General features: G+C 69.5%; 13 protein-coding genes. 3 read left to right on the top strand and 10 right to left on the bottom strand.

Annotated features, from left to right (window positions below; all coding sequences use genetic code 11):
• Positions 1–99: 99 nt before the first annotated feature.
• From ACW7GZ_RS02410 to ACW7GZ_RS02425, 4 genes are all read right to left on the bottom strand, one after another.
• On the bottom strand, positions 100–945 hold the full coding sequence (locus ACW7GZ_RS02410) for a TrmH family RNA methyltransferase (protein ID WP_457002806.1): 846 nt from the start codon (positions 943–945) through the stop codon (positions 100–102).
• Positions 845–2284, bottom strand: coding sequence for an alanine/glycine:cation symporter family protein (locus ACW7GZ_RS02415; protein ID WP_457001228.1), 1440 nt, complete (start codon positions 2282–2284; stop codon positions 845–847). The genes ACW7GZ_RS02410 and ACW7GZ_RS02415 overlap by 101 nt, the downstream gene beginning before the upstream one ends.
• 120 nt (positions 2285–2404) lie before the next feature.
• Positions 2405–5548, bottom strand: coding sequence for an efflux RND transporter permease subunit (locus ACW7GZ_RS02420; protein WP_457001227.1), 3144 nt, complete (start codon positions 5546–5548; stop codon positions 2405–2407).
• Positions 5549–5551: 3 nt separating this feature from the next.
• A complete protein-coding gene (locus ACW7GZ_RS02425; RefSeq protein ID WP_457001225.1) occupies positions 5552–6652 on the bottom strand; it encodes an efflux RND transporter periplasmic adaptor subunit in 1101 nt (366 codons plus the stop codon).
• Between the two features lie 193 nt (positions 6653–6845).
• Here ACW7GZ_RS02425 and cysK point away from each other — a divergent pair, with 193 nt between their 5' ends.
• The gene (gene cysK, locus ACW7GZ_RS02430; protein ID WP_457001223.1) at positions 6846–7802 is read left to right on the top strand and encodes a cysteine synthase A; all 957 of its coding nucleotides are present in this window, start codon (positions 6846–6848) and stop codon (positions 7800–7802) included.
• A 140-nt stretch (positions 7803–7942) separates the two neighbouring features.
• Here cysK and ACW7GZ_RS02435 read toward each other — a convergent pair whose 3' ends face one another.
• The 6 genes from ACW7GZ_RS02435 to lptF all read right to left on the bottom strand — a co-directional run bounded on the left by ACW7GZ_RS02435 (position 7943) and on the right by lptF (position 14789).
• Complete coding sequence (locus tag ACW7GZ_RS02435; protein WP_457001222.1) at positions 7943–8950, bottom strand: class I fructose-bisphosphate aldolase; 1008 nt, start codon at positions 8948–8950, stop codon at positions 7943–7945.
• A 137-nt stretch (positions 8951–9087) separates the two neighbouring features.
• On the bottom strand, positions 9088–10554 hold the full coding sequence (gene pyk, locus ACW7GZ_RS02440; RefSeq protein ID WP_457001220.1) for a pyruvate kinase: 1467 nt from the start codon (positions 10552–10554) through the stop codon (positions 9088–9090).
• A gap of 108 nt (positions 10555–10662) precedes the next feature.
• A complete protein-coding gene (locus tag ACW7GZ_RS02445; protein ID WP_457001218.1) occupies positions 10663–11838 on the bottom strand; it encodes a phosphoglycerate kinase in 1176 nt (391 codons plus the stop codon).
• Between the two features lie 142 nt (positions 11839–11980).
• A complete protein-coding gene (locus ACW7GZ_RS02450) occupies positions 11981–12409 on the bottom strand; it encodes a hypothetical protein (protein WP_457002804.1) in 429 nt (142 codons plus the stop codon).
• Positions 12410–12585: 176 nt separating this feature from the next.
• Positions 12586–13695 (bottom strand): LPS export ABC transporter permease LptG, encoded by a 1110-nt coding sequence (lptG, locus tag ACW7GZ_RS02455; RefSeq protein WP_457001216.1) that lies wholly within the window; start codon positions 13693–13695, stop codon positions 12586–12588.
• Entirely contained in the window at positions 13692–14789 is a 1098-nt protein-coding gene (gene lptF / locus ACW7GZ_RS02460) for an LPS export ABC transporter permease LptF (RefSeq protein ID WP_457007604.1), read from the bottom strand. Before lptF ends, lptG begins: the two co-directional genes overlap by 4 nt.
• Positions 14790–14931: 142 nt before the next feature.
• Between lptF and ACW7GZ_RS02465 the strand changes: the two genes are divergently transcribed.
• Positions 14932–16413, top strand: coding sequence for a leucyl aminopeptidase (locus tag ACW7GZ_RS02465; RefSeq protein WP_457007606.1), 1482 nt, complete (start codon positions 14932–14934; stop codon positions 16411–16413).
• A 73-nt stretch (positions 16414–16486) separates the two neighbouring features.
• Positions 16487–16927 carry a DNA polymerase III subunit chi gene (locus ACW7GZ_RS02470; RefSeq protein ID WP_457007608.1) on the top strand — a complete coding sequence of 147 codons (441 nt, stop codon included), beginning with the start codon at positions 16487–16489 and terminating at the stop codon, positions 16925–16927.
• Positions 16928–16929 lie beyond the last annotated feature (2 nt).

A 16929-nucleotide genomic window follows, 5' to 3' on the forward strand; every position in this document is an offset into this window, starting at 1 on the left:
CGGCAGCGACCTTGCTTCGGCCTGATCCGTGTAAATCCGCGGCCGATCCGTGCAAATCCGTGGCAAAAGCTTTTCCCGGCCCCACCCCTCCGGGAAACCTCAGTCGCGCGCCTGCCACCAACGGGCGAGCAGCACCGCGGTAGCGGCGGAGACGTTGAGGCTTTCGACGGCGCCCGTGCCTGGGATGGAGACGCGCAGGTCGCAGGCATCGGCCAGCGCCTCGGACATGCCTTCGCTCTCGGCGCCCAGCACATAGACCAGCCGTGGCGGCAGCTCGGTGGCGAAGACGTCACCACCGCCACGCACCACGGTTGCGGCCAGCGTGAAGCCGGCGCCGCGCAGCTGGGCGATGGCGTTGTCCTCGCGGCCCAGGCGCACCAGCGGCACCGCTTCCGCACCGCCCTCGGCCACCCGCGCGGCAGCGCCCGACAGCTGCAGCGGGGAGTGCTTGGGCAGGAACACCGTGGCACCGAAGTTCGCCGCCGAACGCAGGATCGCGCCCAGGTTGTGCGGGTTGCCGACGCCGTCCAGCCACAGCGCGCAGACCGGGCCTTCGCCCACGTCCTGCAGCCACGTAGTCAGCGCGACCGGCGCTTCGCGCAGCACGTCGGCGACCACGCCCTCGTGGTGGCTGCTGGCCGCGAGCTTGCGCAGGTCGTCTTCATCCACCACGCGGTAGCCGACGCGGTTGGCCACGCACCACTTCAGCAGCGGCTGCAGGCGCGGGATCAGCGCCTCGGCCAGGTACAGCTTGCGGATCGCCGCCGGGCGGCGCGCGAACACCGCCTGCACGGCGTTCAGGCCATGCAGGCGGACCTCGTCGTTGCCACCGGCCTTCGCCATGTCAGTCCTTCTTCCCGCGCACCCAGAAGGCGGCGTTGCGGATGCCCAGCGACTCCGGGTCGAAGGTCGGGTCCAGGCCCTGCTTCTTCTGCCGCTCGTAATCGCGCAGCGCCAGCAGCGCCGGCTTCTGCAGGATCAGGATCGCGACGATGTTGAGCCAGGCCATCAGCCCCACGCCGATGTCACCCAGCGTCCAGGCCGCGCCCGCGGAACGCACCGCGCCCACGATCACCGCGAGCAGGATGGCCACGCGCAGCACCAGCGTCATCCACGGGCGATGCACCTTCCGGTTGATGTAGGCGATATTGGTTTCGGCCATGTAGTAGTAGGCGACGATCGTGGTGAAGGCGAAGAACAGCAGCGCCAGCGCCACGAAGCCCGCGCCGTAGCCGGGCAGCACCGACTCCACCGCCGCCTGCGCGAAGCCCGGCCCGGCCTCGATGCCGGGCAGCGCCTCGACCAGCATCGCGCCGTCGGGCATGCCGACGTTGTACATGCCGGTGGAGAGGATCATGAACGCCGTGGCGGAACACACCAGCAGCGTATCGACGTAGATCGAAAACGCCTGCACGTAACCCTGCTTGGCCGGGTGCGAGACCTCGGCGGCGGCGGCGGCGTGCGGGCCGGTGCCCTGTCCGGCTTCGTTCGAATAGATGCCGCGCTTCACGCCCCACTCCACCGCCAGGCCGAGCATCGCGCCGAAGCCCGCCTCCATGCCGAAGGCGCTGCGGAAGATCAGCCTGAACATCTCCGGCACCTGTTCGGCGTTGAGCACCATGACCACGAAGGCCACCAGCATGTAGGCCAGGGCCATGAACGGCACCACTACTTCGGCGAAGCGCGCGATGCGCTTGACGCCGCCGAAGATGATGAAGCCCAACGCCAGCACGACGCCCGTGGCGGTCACCGAAGGCGCGATACCCCAGGCATTCTCCATGCCCGAAGCGATGCCGTTGGCCTGCACGCCCGGCAGGAAGAACCCTGCGGCAACGATGGTGACGACCGCGAACAGCCACGCGTACCACTTCTGCCCCATCGCCTTTTCGATGTAGTACGCCGGGCCGCCGCGGTAGCGGCCTTCGTCGTCCTTCTCCTTGTAGATCTGCGCAAGCGTCGACTCCACGAAGGACGTCGACGCGCCGAGGAAAGCCATCACCCACATCCAGAACACCGCACCCGGGCCACCGAAGGCGATCGCGGTCGCGACGCCTGCGATGTTGCCGATACCCACCCGCCCCGACAGCGACATCGCCAGTGCCTGGAACGAAGACACGCCGGCTTCCGACGACTTGCCCGACAGCAGCAGGCGGATCATCTCGGGCACGCTGCGCAGCTGCATGAAGCGGGTACGGATGGAGAAGTACAGGCCCGCGCCCAAGCACAGCGCGATCAGCGCCTTGCTCCAGATCAGGCCGTTCAAGGTGTTGAGGATCTCGTCCAAGTGCTGGCTCCGGTGGTGGATCGCGATGCACCGGCGCCATGTTCACCTTGGCCGGAACCGGCCCGATTCTCCACGATCAGCGGGCAAATGCGAACCGGCCGCGCGAACGCGGCCGGTGGCTCAGGCGTGTCCGCCCACGCTCGGCACTTCGCGCTGCTGCTTCTCGAGCTCCTGTGCCACCGCTTCCGGCGAGCTCGTGAACGGTGCGAACAAGGTGTACAGGGCCGGCACCACGAACAGCGACAGCAGCGTGGAGAACGCCACGCCCGCGATGATCACCACGCCGATGGTGGCGCGGCTGGCCGAACCGGGGCCACCCGCCAGCACCAGCGGCAGGGCGCCCGCCGCGGTGGCGATCGCGGTCATCAGGATCGGGCGCAGGCGCACGGTCGCCGACTCGACGATGGCCTGGCCAATGTTGCGCCCCTCGTCGCGCAGCTGGTTGGCGAACTCGACGATCAGGATCCCGTTCTTGGCCGCCAGGCCGATCAGCATCACCACGCCGATCTGGCTGAAGAGGTTGATCGTGCCGCCCGTCAATGCCAGCCCGAGCAGCGCGCCCAGCACCGCCAGCGGCACCGTCAGCATGATCACGAAGGGATGCACGAAGCTTTCGAACTGCGCCGCCATCACCAGGTAGACCACCAGCAGCGCCAGGGTGAAGGTCAGCAGCACCGCGCCGCCGGCCTTGGTGAACTCGCGCGACTCGCCCTTCCAGTCCACCTGGGCGTAGTCGGGAAGCTCGGTGCGCACGACGTCTTCGAGGAAGGCCAGCGCATCGCCCATCGGATAGCCCGGCGCAAGGCCGGCGGTGACGGTGATCGCACGCATCCGGTTGAAGCGGTTGAGGCTGCCCGCCTCGGCGAGTTCAGACAGCGTCACCAGGTTGGACAGCGGCACCAGCTCGCCGCTGCGCGCACGGACTTCGATCGCGGCCAGGTCAGCCGGCTCGGCGCGGCCGGCGCGGCCGGCCTGCACCAGCACGTCGTACTCCTCGCCCTCCTGGACGAAGGTGGTGACGCGGCGGCCGCCCATCATGGTTTCCAGCGCGCGGCCGATGTCGGTGACGCTCACGCCGAGGTCGGCGGCGCGCACGCGGTCGATGTTCACGCGCATCTGCGGCCGCGTTTCCTTGTAATCGGAGTCGACCGAGAAGAAGCCCGGATGCGCCTCCATGCGCTGCATCACCAGGTCGCGCCACCCCGAGATTTCCTCGTACTCCGGCCCACCGAGCACCATCTGGATCGGTTGCCCGCGGCTGCCCACGAGACCGCCGCCCACGCGCGGCTGCGCCTGCACGCCGCTCAGGGTGCCGAGTTCGGAGCGCAGCGAGTCGGCGACCTCGGCCGTGCTCTGCCCGCGCTTGTCCCAGTCCTCGAGGAATACGATCACGTTGCCGGTATGCATCTCCTCGCTCGCTCCCCAGCCGCCCGGCGCGCGGGTGTTGTAGCGACGGATCGCACTGCCTTCCTCGGCCACCCGCTTGGCGAACACCTTCTCGACCTCCTGCACCTGCTGCACGGTGTAGTCGAAGCCGGCGCCCTCGGGCCCGACGATCGAGACGAAGAACGAACCGCGGTCCTCGGCCGGCGCCAGCTCCGAAGGCACCACGCGCGACAGGCCCCAGGACCCGGCCAGGCAGGCCAGCATCACCAGCAGCATCCCCGCCAGCACCCGGCGCGGCCGCTGGTCCGCCATCCACGCCAGCGCGCGCCCGTAGGCACCGGTGACCGCGCCCAGGCGCGCATTGAACCAGCGGTTGACCGGGTTCGACTTCTCCTCGCTGTGCGGGCGCACCATCTTCGAGGCCATCATCGGCGTCAGCGTCAGCGCGACGAAGGCCGACAGCGCCACCGCACCGGCCAGCGCCACCGACAGTTCGCGGAACAGGCGGCCGGTGTTGCCCTCCATGAAGCCCACCGGCAGGAACACCGCCACCAGCACCGTAGTGGTCGCGATCACCGCGAACGCCACCTGCTTTGTGCCGCGCTGCGATGCGACCAGCCGCGGCTCGCCCAGGTCCACGCGGCGCTGGATGTTCTCCAGCACCACGATCGCGTCGTCCACCACCAGGCCGATCGCCAGCACCAGGGCCAGGAGCGTCAGCAGGTTGATCGAGTAGCCGAACAGCAGCAGCGGGATGAAGGCCGCCAGCAGGCAGACCGGCACCGTCACCGCCGGGATCAGCGCCGCGCGGAAGCTGCCCAGGAACAGCCAGATCACCACCAGCACCAGGGCCATCGCCTCGATCAGCGTCCAGTAGACGCGCTTGATCGACTCCTCGATGAACACCGTATCGTCGTAGGCGACGAAGATACTGGTGCCCTCGGGCAGCGACTTCTGGATTTCCACCGCGGCCGCGCGCGCCAAGCGGGTCACGTCCAGCGCGTTGGCGGTCGAGGTCTTGACGATGCCCAGGCCGATATTGGGCTGGCCGTTGCTGTGGTAATACGCGCGCCGCTCGGCGGAGGACAGCTCGATCTCGGCCACGTCGCCCAGGCGCACCACGTAGCCGTCGGCGCCCTTGCGCAGCGGCATCGCGGCGAAGTCCTGCGGTTCGACGTAGCTGCGCTCGACGCGGAGCGTGAAGTCGCGGCTGCCGGACTCGATGCGCCCGGCGGGCAGCTCGACGTTCTCGGCGCGCAGTGCCGACTCGATGTCGTTGGGGGTGATGCCGCGCGCGGCCATCGCCGCGCTGTCCAGCCACACGCGCATCGCATAGCGCTGGCGGCCGCCGATCCGCACCTGGGCCACGCCGTCCAGGCTCGACAGGCGGTCGACGATGTAGCGGTCGGCGTAGTCGGACAACTCCAGCGTGTCCATCGTCGCCGAGCTCATGTTGAGCCAGATGATGGTGTCGGAATCGCTGTCGGCCTTTTCGACCTCGGGCGGGTCGGCCTCGTCCGGCATGCGGTCGGCGACGCCGCTGATGGCGTCGCGGACGTCGTTGGCCGCGGCCTCGATGTCGCGGTTCAGCGTGAATTCCAGGGTCACCGACGAGCGCCCGTTGCGGCTGCGCGACTGGATGATCTCGATGCCTTCGATGCCCGAAAGGGCGTCCTCCAGCACCTGGGTGATGCGTGTCTCGACCACCGCCGCGGACGCGCCGGGATAGTTGACGTCCACCGAGACGATCGGCGGATCGATCGCCGGCAGCTCGCGCAGGGTCAGGCGCGAAAACGCCATCACCCCGATGACCATCAGTAGCAGGCTCATCACCGTCGCGAACACGGGGCGGCGGATGGAGAGGTCGGACAGCATCATGGCTCAGCCCTCGCCCGGTCCGCCGGCTTCGCTGGTATCCACTTCGCCGGGCCCGGCTTCGACGATCGCGCTGCCGTCGCGCAGCTTGCCGGTGCCGTCGACGACGATGCGCTCGCCGGGCTCGAGGCCGGAGACGATCTCGGCCATGCCGCCGGCACGCGAGCCGATCATGACCACGACCTGTTCGACGGTGGCGTCGGGCCGCACGCGATAGACGAAGGACTCGCGGCCCACCTGGACCACGGCGATCTCGGGGATCAGCAGCGCCTCGCGCTCGGTGCGCTCGAGCTCGATCTGCATCAGCATGCCCGGACGCAGCAGGTGTTCGGGATTCGCGAAATCGGCGCGCACGCTGAAGGCACGGCTGGTCGCATCCACGCGCGAACCGACGTTGCTGACCACGCCCTCGAAGCCGCGGCCGCGCCAGGCGGTGCTGGTGCCGGTGATGCGCTGGCCGGTGGCCACGTGCGACAGGTGGGCCTCGGGCACCGGGAAGTCCACGTAGACCGATGACAGGTCGTCGAGGGTCGCGACCACGGTCCCGGGCGTGATCAGGGCGCCGGGGCTGACCTGACGCACGCCAAGCACGCCGGCAAATGGCGCGCGGACCACGCGGTCGCTGAGGTTGGCTTCGATCTGCCGCACCTGGGCCAGCGCGCTGTCGCGGGTGGCGCGCTGGGTGTCCAGCGTTGCGCGCGCGATCAGCTGCTGCGCGGCGAGTTCCTGCTGGCGCTTCAGCATGCTGTCGGCCTCTTTGGCTGTGGCACGGGCCGCGGCCAGCGACGCCTGCTGCTGTTCGCCGCTGAGCGTGACCAGCGGCGCGCCGGCGGCCACCACGTCGCCGCTTTCGAAATGCACCCGGTCCACGGTTTCGCTGACCTTGGCGGTCACTTCCACCGCTTCGCGCGCCTTCACCGTGCCCAACGCGCGGATGCGGTCGTTGAAAGGCCGGGTGGACACCGCCGCGGTCGTCACCACCACCGCGGGCGGGCCACCGCCCTGGCTGTCTGCCTCGCCCTCCGCGCCGCAGGCCGCGAGGACCAGGGCAAGCAGGATGGCGCAACAGGCCTTTGGGCCGGAGCGGAAAATGGGGGCGTCGGACATCGTGGGCAGCAGCGGCAAAGGGAAGCCGTGCATTCTATCGACCCCGTGTGTCGGCGACGTATGCCATGAGGCCCGTGCGCGGAATGCGCCGTTCCGGTCAACCGGTGGCGCCCTCGTGCGTTACGGCGCACTCTGGCCCTGCCCCGCGGACGGACCCGGGGACACGTCCCTCCCACAAACCCAGGACGACGCCATGATCCACGAAAACATCCTCGACACCATCGGCGGCACGCCCGTCGTGCGCCTGAACCGCATCGCGCCCCAAGGGGTGACGCTGTATGCGAAGGTCGAATCCTTCAACCCCGGCGGCTCGGTCAAGGACCGGCTGGCGCTTGCCATCATCCTCGACGCCGAGCAGCGCGGGCTGCTGAAGCCCGGCGACACCGTGGTCGAAGCCACCTCCGGCAACACCGGCGTGGCCCTGGCTATGGTCTGCGCCGCGCGTGGCTACAAGTTCGTGGCCACCATGGCCGAGAGCTTCTCGGTCGAACGCCGCAAGCTGATGCGCGCCTATGGCGCCAAGGTGATCCTGACCCCGGCCGCCGAGCGCGGCACCGGCATGGTGCGCAAGGCGAAGGAACTGGCCGACGAACACGGCTGGTTCCTGGCCGACCAGTTCGCCAACCCGGCCAACCCGGCGTACCACCGCAACACCACGGCCGCCGAGATCCTGCAGGACTTCGCAGGCCGCCGCCTGGATCATTTCGTCAGCGGCTGGGGCACGGGCGGAACCCTCACCGGCGTGGGCGAAATGCTCAAGCTGGCCCGGCCCGGGGTCGAAGTCGTGGCCGCGGAGCCGGCCGTGGCCGCCATGCTCCAGGGTGCCGACTTCACCCCCCACAAGATCCAGGGCTGGACCCCGGACTTCATTCCCGAAGTGCTCAACCGCGAAGCCGCCGACCGCGTGCTGTCCGTGGCCGACGACGTTGCCATCGCCACCGCGCGCAAGCTGGCGGCGGAGGAAGGGATTTTCGCAGGCATCTCGGCCGGGGCGACCGTCGCCGCGGCACTGGACGTGGCGAAGGATGCCGAGGAAGGCGCGGTGATCCTGGCGATGCTGCCGGATACCGGAGAGCGCTACTTCTCGACCCCGCTGTTCGAGGGCGTCGCCGAGGGCAGCGACGACGAGTGGCTGGCCGGGTTGCCCTGATTCCCGGCCGCAGTCTCCCGCCTGTGCAGGAGCAGCTATAGCTGCTCCTACACACTGCTGCTGATTCGTGACCATGAAAAAGGGCGGCCATGGCCGCCCTTTTTCGTGCGTGATGGCGCGGACACGCGCCGATAACGCGATCAGCCGCGCGACCACTGCCCCAGCGCCGCCAGGCCGTTGGCCTTGGCGCGCTCGTACACGGTGGCCTGTGCCTTGTCGTAGTTGCCGACCAGGTCCTGCGACCACAGCTTCAGCGCGGCCGACTGCATGGCACGGCCGTAGGAGAACGACAGCGGCCACGGGTTCGGGCCCATGCGGTTCATGGCGTCCAGGTGCGCGGTGGCGTCCTCGTCGGACTGGCCGCCGGACAGGAACACGATGCCCGGGAGGATCGCCGGCACCGCCGACTTCAGGCACATCAGGGTGGCTTCGGCGACCTCTTCCACCGGCGCCAGCTCACCGCTGTCCTTGCCCGGCAGCACCATCGAGGCCTTCAGGATCGTGCCCTCGAGGGCCACGTTCTGGTTGTACAAGGCGTCGAACAGCGCGCGCAGGGTGACCTCGCTGACTTCGTAGCAGGTCTCGATGTCGTGGTTGCCGTCGATCAGCACTTCCGGCTCGACCATCGGCACCAGGCCCTGCTCCTGGCAAAGCGCGGCATAGCGCGCCAGGGCGTGGGCGTTGGCCTCGATGCAGGTGCCCGAGGGCACGTCGTCGCCGATGTTGATCACCGCGCGCCACTTGGCGAAGCGGGCGCCGAGCTTGTAGTACTCCTCCAGGCGCGAGCGCAGGCCGTCGAGGCCTTCGGTCACGACTTCACCCGGGAAACCGGCCAGGGCATGCGTGCCCTTGTCGACCTTGATGCCCGGGATCATGCCGTTCTCGGTCATGTACTGGGCGAAGGGCACGCCGTCCTTCGTCTTCTGGCGCAGGGTCTCGTCGAACAGGATCGCGCCGCTGATGTACTCCGACAGGTCCGGCGTGGTCAGGAGCAGCTCGCGGTAGGCGCGGCGGTTCTCCTCGGTGTTCTCGATGCCGACGCCGGCGAAGCGCTTGGCGATCGTGCCGGAGGACTCGTCGATGGCGATGATGCCCTTGCCCGGGGCGACCATGGCGAGGGCGGTTTCGGCAAGCTGTTCGATGCTCATTCTTCGGGACTCCGGGCAGGCGGCAGGGCCGGCCAGTATAGCCGGTCGCCCCCGGCACGCCCCCGTGGCAGCCGCCACAGCCGCCCCCCTTTGTAGGAGCAGCTATAGCTGCTCCTACAAAGCCAGGAAGGGTGCGGTCACAGGCTGCCGAGGCCCTCGGCGCCGCCGTCATCGCCGACCTGCAGCAGGCGCAGGGTGTTCGTTGCGCCGTGGGTTTCCATGGCTTCGCCGCTGGTGAACACCACGCGGTCGCCGGACGACAGCAGGCCGGCGGCCACCAGCAGGCCCACGGCGTCGCGCGCGGCCTCGCGGGCGCCCTGGCCGCGACTGTCGTGGGCCATCGGGAACACGTCGCGCATCAGGCTCATGCGCCTGCGCGCGCCGGCATGGCGCGAGAACGCATAGATCGGCGCACTGGAGCGGAAGCGCGACAGGAAGCGCGCGGTGCCGCCTGATTCGGTCATGGCCACGATCGCGGCCACGCCGATGTGCTCGCTGAGGAACATGGCGCCCATCGCGATCGCCTGGTCGGCGCGCTGCAGCCCGCGCTGGGCCGCTTCGAAATCGGTGTCGTGTTCGAACTGCTTCTCGGCGCCGACGCAGATCCGGCTCATCGCCTCCACCGCGGCCACCGGATATGCGCCGGCGGCGCTCTCGGCCGAAAGCATCACCGCGTCGGTGCCGTCGATCACGGCGTTGGCCACGTCCAGCACCTCGGCACGCGTCGGCATCGGGCTTTCCACCATCGACTGCAGCATCTGGGTGGCTGTGATCACCACCCGGTTGCGGGCCAGGGTTTCGCGGATGATCTTCTTCTGGATGCCCGGAAGCTCGGCGTCGCCGATTTCAACGCCAAGGTCACCGCGCGCGACCATGACCACGTCGCTGGCGTCGATGATCTCGGCCAGGTTCTCGATCGCCTCGGCGCGCTCGATCTTCGACACCAGGGCGGCATCGCAGCCGTGGCTGTGCGCGACCCGACGCGCCTCGTGCATGTCGTCGGCGGTGCGGCAGAAGGACACGGCGATGAAGTCGACGCCGATGTCGGCCGCGACCTTGATCAGCTCGCGGTCGAGTTCGGTGATCGCACCCAGGGACAGGCCGCCGCCTTGCTTGTTCAGGCCCTTGCGATCGGAGAGCACGCCGTCGTTGAGCACGGTGGTGGCGATGGTGTCGCCCTCGACCGACAGCACGCGCAGCTGCACCATCCCGTCATCGAGCAGCAGCACATCGCCCTCGGCCACGTCGCCCGGCAGCCCGAGGTAGCTGACGCCGACGCCGCCGACGCCGCCCGGAGGCGCGTTTTCGCGGGCATACAGTTCGAAGCGATCGCCCGCGCCAAGCTGCACGCGACCACCCTCGAAGCGGTCGATGCGGATCTTGGGACCCGGCAGGTCGGCAAGGATGCCGACCTCGACCCCGGCCCGCGCCGCGGCCTCGCGGACCTCCTGCGCGCGCCGCACATGATCGGCCGGCACACCGTGAGAGAAGTTCAGCCGCACCGCGTTGACGCCCGCGCGCACGAGCGCGTCGAGCACGCCCGGCGCATCGCTTGCGGGACCCAACGTGGCGAGGATGCGGGTACCGCGGCGGTATTCGGACATGCTGGGCCTTGCGCTGGGCGATTCGGGAACGGACCCCAATGCTAGCCGAGCCACATGGCGATCGGATGCCGCGCTTCGGCCCGGGCCGGTCCGCCGGGCCGTTTCCAGTCAGCCGCCGCGCTGCTCCAGCGCCACGACCGCCGGCAGCGCCTTGCCTTCAAGGAACTCGAGGAAGGCGCCGCCGCCGGTGGAGATGTAGGACACGCCGTCGGCGATGCCGTACTTGTCGACCGCGGCCAGGGTGTCGCCGCCGCCGGCGATCGAGAACGCCTTCGACGCCGCGATCGCGCGCGCCAGCGTTTCGGTGCCCTTGCCGAAGGCGTCGAACTCGAACACGCCCACCGGCCCGTTCCAGACCACGGTGCCGGCCGAAGCGATCATCTCCGCATAGCGCGCGGCGGTTTCGGGGCCGATGTCGAGCACCATTTCGCCCTCGGCGATGGCATCCACCGCCTTGACCGTCGCCGGTGCGTCGGCGGCGAAGGCCGGCGCCACCACCACGTCGGTCGGCACCGGGATGTCGGCGCCGCGGGCGCGGGCGTCGGCCATGATCTGCTTCGCGGTGTCGATGAGGTCGGCTTCGTGCAGCGAGCTGCCGACACCGTGCCCCATGGCGGCGATGAAGGTGTTGGCGATGCCGCCGCCGACGATCAGCTGGTCGACCTTGCCGACCAGCGACGACAGCAGCTCGAGCTTGGTCGAGACCTTGGAGCCGGCCACGATCGCCAGCATCGGACGCGCTGGCTCCTTGAGCGCCTTGCCCAGGGCGTCGATCTCGGCCATCAGCAGCGGACCGCCCGCGGCCTGCGCGGCGTGGCGGATCACACCGTGGGTGGACGCCTGGGCGCGGTGCGCGGTGCCGAAGGCGTCCATGACGAAGACGTGGCACAGCGCGGCGTAGCGCTTCGACAGGGCATCGTCGTCGGCCTTCTCGCCGGCGTTCATGCGGCAGTTCTCCAGCAGCACCAGCTGGCCGGGCGCGACCTCGACGCCGTCGAGGTAATCCCGCAGCAGCGGCACCTCGCGGCCCAGCAGCTCCGACAGTCGCGCCGCCACCGGCGCCAGCGAATCGGCCTCGCTCCAGCTGCCTTCCGTCGGCCGGCCGAGGTGCGACATCACCATCACCGCGGCGCCGGCATCGAGCAGCGCCTTCAGCGTCGGCAGCGACGCGAGGATGCGCTGGTCGGACGTCACGCGACCGTCGGCCACCGGCACGTTGAGGTCCTGGCGGACCAGCACGCGCTTGCCGGCAAGGTCGAGGTCGGTCATGCGGAGGATGGGCATGGGGATTGCGGCCAGAGTTCAGGGGGCGCCATTGTCGGCGTGGGCGGCGCGGGATTCAAACTCGTGCCCTCGATCAGGAGAGGGACCAAAAGAAAGGCCCCGCTTCAAGCGGGGCCCTTGGATACCTCGGTGCTGCGTACGCTTACTCGCGGTATCCGGAGTCGTCCTTGTTGTGGATGATCCAGATCAGGTTACCGCCGCTGTCCCAGCCCTTGCCGGCAAAGACCAGCCGGCCCTGGCCCTTGTAGGCCATCTCGTAGCGGTGCCGGTCGGAGCCGAAGTAGAACGGAATGAACGCCTTGCCGGTGATGTAGACGCCCTGATCGGTCGGCTGGCCGATGATGTCGGTCACCTGCTTCATCGGCATGCCGATCTCCAGCTGGGTGAACCTGGTGTCCGGCGCCGGCTTCCCGGTGATTTCTCCTTCCCAGTCACCGAGACCGGTGACGGTTTCGCCATAGCCTGCCTCCACCGCGGCCGAATCGGTCACTTCGCCCTCGGCATTCATCCAGGCCGGCGCTTCCTTGGCCTTCGAACCGCGACGGGCATCGGCGTCCCCGGCCGCGAACAGGCCGACGCCCACGATCATCGCCGCGGCGGCGATCACTCGCATGCTGTCATGCATTGCTTGCTTCTCCATGTGTGGTGCCCCATCCACGCAGACGTCCCCACCGCGGGCCGGGGCCCGACACCCGCAGCGTCGGGCCGGATTCTCCAACGGGCGCGCCCTGTCGCGCAACCGCGGAGTCAGCCGCTGCGCCGCCGGAACAGCAGCCAGGACACCGTCAGCATCAGCAGCGGCGGCATCGCATAAGCCAGCCGGTAGTCGAAGCCGTAGACCGCCGCCAGCTTGGCGACCTGGTTCTGCAGCATCCAGAACATGAGCGCGAACACCACGCCGATGAACAATCTGCGCCCGAGCCCGCCGCTGCGCAGTGAGCCGAACGCAAAGGGCATCGCGGCCAGGCACAGCGCAAGCACGTTGACCGGGTAGAACCAGCGCCCCCAGTAGTGCTCCTCGAATTCGCTGGCGTCCAGCCGGTTGCGGTGGCGGTATTCGATGCCCTGGGCCAGGTCGCGCGCGGACATGTAGCGCGGCCGGAAGGCACCACCCGCGCTGGCCGCGAGCGCCACCGCATCAAGCTGCGATTCCCAGCGCTCCTCATCGACGCGGACCTCGGTGACCGACCGCTCCTCGAAGGTCACCCGGCGCACGTCACGCAGCAGCCAGCCGCCGCTGCGGTGTTCGGCCGTGCCGACCTGGGCGACCGACTCCAGCCGGCCGTCGTTGTCGAATTCGAACAGGCGCACGTCGTTGAGCTCAAGCCAGGCCTCGTCTCCCTCGCTGCGCTCGCGGCCGTCGCGGGCGTTGAGGAAGGTGTTGCCTTCGCGCGCCCACAGCCCCGAGTACTGCGCCACGATCATGTCGCTGGAGCGCGCGGCGGCCTTCATGGCATCGGCGCTGCGCTGCGCGCCGGGCCCCAGGGTCTCGCCGCTGAGCATCATCACCCCGGTCAGCAGGGCCAGCGGCACCGCCACCGAAACGCTCAGCCGGCGCCGCGACACGCCCAAGGCGCGCAGCGCGGTGAGCTCGGACGACGCCGCCAGCTGGCCCAGGCCCATCAGCGTGCCGATCACCGCGGCCGTCGGGAACATGGTGTAAGCACGCCGCGGAAGGCTGTAGACGACGTAGGTCAGCACGCTGACGAAGCCGTACTCGCCCTGGCCCATGTTGTCGATCTCGTCGACCGCCGCGAGCACGGCGTCCAGCCCGACCAGCACCGCCCAGACCAGCAGCACGGTCACCACCACCACGCGTGCCACGTGGAGGTCGTGGATCTTCGGGAACGGCATCATCGCGCCGTCCCCACGCCACGGGCGCGGCGCGGCACGCCGACGTGGCCGTCACGGAAATACAGCCAGGTGCCGACGGCCAGCAGCGGCAACACCAGCCACCACAGTCCCAGTTGCAGCGGGATCTTGCCGTCGGCCAGCCACTTGGTGCCCAGCAGCATCAGGTTGATGCCGACCACGTAGGCCAGGAATCCGAGTGCGATCCGCCCGTAGCGGGCCTGTCGCGGCGGGCTGCGCGCGAGCGGCACCGCCAGCAGGGCGAAGGCCAGTGCCAGCAGCGGCGGCGCGATGCGGTAGTGCAGCTGCGCGCGCGCCTCGGGGCGCGAGTCGCCCAGCAGCGCCAGGGTGCTGTCGTACTCGGGATCCTCGTCGGCGGGACGGGTTTCGGCATCGGGCAGGCGCATCTCGTTGCGCGCGTAGCGCATCATCCGGAAATCCAGGCCTTCGGCCAGCGGGCCCTCCACGCGGAAGCCTTCGCCCAGGTCCAGGTAGCGCTCGGCGCCGTCGACGGCCAGCCGGCCGTTGCGCGCGGTGGTGACGTCCATGCGCTCCTCGTCCTGGCGGTAGATGAAGACCCGGCCCAGGGCCGAGCCCTCGCCGGACATCGCACCCACGTAGACCACGCCGCTGCCGCCGGGCAGCTCGACGAAGCGCCCGGCCTCGAGTCCGGCCAGCAGCAGGTTGCGATTGCCCTCGGCGACCATGCGCTGGGAGTAGTCGTTGGCCCAGGGGCCCAGCCACAGCGAACAGGCGCCGATGAAGGCCACCACCGGCAGCACCAGCATCATCAGCGGCCGCAGCAGCCGCCGCGGGCCGACGCCGGTGGCCACCAGCACCGGCATCTCCGAGTCGCGGTACAGCCGGCCCACGGCCAGCAGCAGGCCCAGCATCAGGCCCAGCGGCAGGATCAGCGGCAAGTAGTTGAGCACCTGCAGGCCCAGCTGGGACAGCATCAGCCCCGCCGGGACGCGGCCGCGGGCGATGTCGCCGAGGACCTCGGCGAACACCCCGCCCAGGCTCACGATCATCAGCACCACCAGGGCCGCGAACGTGGATTGGGCGAATTCGCGGAACAGGTAGGTGTCGAGCTTCGGCATCCGTATGCGGCCTTGCATTAGAATCGGGGGTTCGTCCATACACCGTCAGGCCGCGCCAGCATGCTGGCGCCGCGGCGCATCGCCGCATTCTGGACTGCGGATTGTAAGGAACACTTCACGCCAAACCCCAGTACAGGACCCCATGACCCTCAAACTAGCCCTGAACAGCGCCTCCCCGGCCACGGCCGACGTCGACTGCATCGTGGTCGGCGCCTACGCCGACAAGACCCTGACGCCCGCCGCCCGCACCCTTGACGAGGCCAGCGGCGGCCGCCTGTCCGCCCTCGCCGCCCGCGGCGACATCAGCGGTGCCACCGGCCGCACCTCGCTGCTGCACGACGTCCCCGGCGTGGCTGCACCGCGCGTGCTGGTTGTGGGCCTGGGCGAATCGGCGAAGTTCGCGGTGCCGCAGTACCTGAAGGCCGTGGCCGACGCCGTGCGCGCGCTCCGCACCGGTCCGGTGCGTTCGGCGCTGCTGACCCTGTCCGAGGTCGAGGTTTCCGGCCGCGACGCCGCCTGGGCCATCCGCCAGGCCGCCATCGCCGCCGGCCATGCTGCCTATCGCTACACCGCGACCCTGGGCGAGAAGAACAAGAAGCGCGACGAAAAGGGCCTCGAGCGCCTCGACATCGCAGGCAATGACGCTGCCGCGCTGGCCCAGGGCCAGGCGATCGCCGCGGGTGTCGAGTTCACGCGCGAGCTCGGCCACCTGCCGCCGAACATCTGCAACCCGGCCTACCTCGCCAGCCAGGCGCAGGAATTCGCCGCGAAGTTCGACAAGGCCTCCTGCGAGGTCCTCGAGCGCGAGGACATGGAAAAGCTCGGCATGGGCTCGCTGCTGGCGGTCGCCCGCGGCTCGGCCAACGCGCCCAAGCTGATCGTGCTGAAGTGGAACAACGGCGGCGATGCGCAGCCCTACGTGCTGGTCGGCAAGGGCATCACCTTCGACACCGGCGGCGTGAACCTGAAGACCCAGGGCGGCATCGAGGAGATGAAGTACGACATGCTCGGCGCCGGTTCGGTGCTGGGCACGTTCGTGGCCGCGGCCGGCATGGACCTGGCCGTGAACCTGGTGGTGGTGGTGCCTGCGGTCGAGAACGCGATCGACGGCAACTCCTACCGCCCCTCCGACATCGTCACCAGCATGTCCGGCAAGACCATCGAGATCGGCAACACCGACGCCGAGGGCCGCCTGATCCTGTGCGACGCGCTGACCTATGCCGAGCGGTTCAAGCCGCAGGCCCTGGTCGACGTGGCCACGCTCACCGGCGCCTGCATGGTCGCCCTGGGCAGCTTCGCCACCGGCCTGATGACCAAGCACGACGACCTGGGCCAGGAGCTGCTGGCGGCCGGCGAAGAGGTGTTCGACCGCGCCTGGCGCCTGCCGCTGTGGGACGAGTACCAGACCATGCTCGATTCCAGCTTCGCCGACGTCTACAACATCGGCGGCCGCTGGGCCGGTGCGGTGACCGCGGGCTGCTTCCTGTCGCGCTTCACCGAGGGCCAGCGCTGGGCGCACCTCGACATCGCCGGCAGTGCCAGCCACAGCGGCAAGAACGGGCTGGCCACCGGCCGTCCGGTCGGCCTGCTGTCGCAGTGGCTGCTGGACCAGGCCGCCAAGTAGGACGCCCGCGGCCGGGGCCGGCTTTCGCACGCGAAAAGCCGCTCCCGGCCCGGCCTTTGACCCGGGACCGAACATGCGCGCCGACTTCTACCTGATTGCCAAGCCCCGCTTCCGCGACCAGCCCCTGCTGCTGGTCTGCGAGCTGGCGAAGAAAGCGGTGGCCGCCGGCCAGCCGATGCTGGTGCTGGCCCGCGACATGGCCCAGGCCGAGCAGCTCGACGACCTGCTGTGGTCGTTCGACCCCGACGCCTACGTGCCGCACCAGATCGCCGGTGCCGGCTTCGAGGACGACGAGGAAGGCGACGAGGAGGAAGCGGACGTACTCATCGTCCCACCCGAGACCGACGTGCCGCTGCGCCCCTTGGTGCTCAACCTGCGTGACGCGCCGGTCGAGGGCGCCTTCGAGCGCGTGCTCGAGGTGGTCCCGGCCGACGAATCCGCGCGCGGCCCGCTGCGTGCACGCTGGACCCAGTACAAGGCGCGCGGCTTCGACCTGAAGAAATTCGACATGTGACG

The organism is Luteimonas sp. A537 (assembly GCF_054052065.1).

What these genes read in the sequence shown, in the direction of transcription:
- ACW7GZ_RS02420 (WP_457001227.1), bottom strand. Translation starts at nt 5,548, where the DNA reads ATGATGCTGTCCGACCTCTCCATCCGCCGCCCCGTGTTCGCGACGGTG.
- ACW7GZ_RS02425 (WP_457001225.1), bottom strand. Translation starts at nt 6,652, where the DNA reads ATGTCCGACGCCCCCATTTTCCGCTCCGGCCCAAAGGCCTGTTGCGCC.
- cysK (WP_457001223.1), top strand. Translation starts at nt 6,846, where the DNA reads ATGATCCACGAAAACATCCTCGACACCATCGGCGGCACGCCCGTCGTG.
- ACW7GZ_RS02435 (WP_457001222.1), bottom strand. Translation starts at nt 8,950, where the DNA reads ATGAGCATCGAACAGCTTGCCGAAACCGCCCTCGCCATGGTCGCCCCG.
- pyk (WP_457001220.1), bottom strand. Translation starts at nt 10,554, where the DNA reads ATGTCCGAATACCGCCGCGGTACCCGCATCCTCGCCACGTTGGGTCCC.
- ACW7GZ_RS02445 (WP_457001218.1), bottom strand. Translation starts at nt 11,838, where the DNA reads ATGCCCATCCTCCGCATGACCGACCTCGACCTTGCCGGCAAGCGCGTG.
- lptG (WP_457001216.1), bottom strand. Translation starts at nt 13,695, where the DNA reads ATGATGCCGTTCCCGAAGATCCACGACCTCCACGTGGCACGCGTGGTG.
- lptF (WP_457007604.1), bottom strand. Translation starts at nt 14,789, where the DNA reads ATGCCGAAGCTCGACACCTACCTGTTCCGCGAATTCGCCCAATCCACG.
- ACW7GZ_RS02465 (WP_457007606.1), top strand. Translation starts at nt 14,932, where the DNA reads ATGACCCTCAAACTAGCCCTGAACAGCGCCTCCCCGGCCACGGCCGAC.
- ACW7GZ_RS02470 (WP_457007608.1), top strand. Translation starts at nt 16,487, where the DNA reads ATGCGCGCCGACTTCTACCTGATTGCCAAGCCCCGCTTCCGCGACCAG.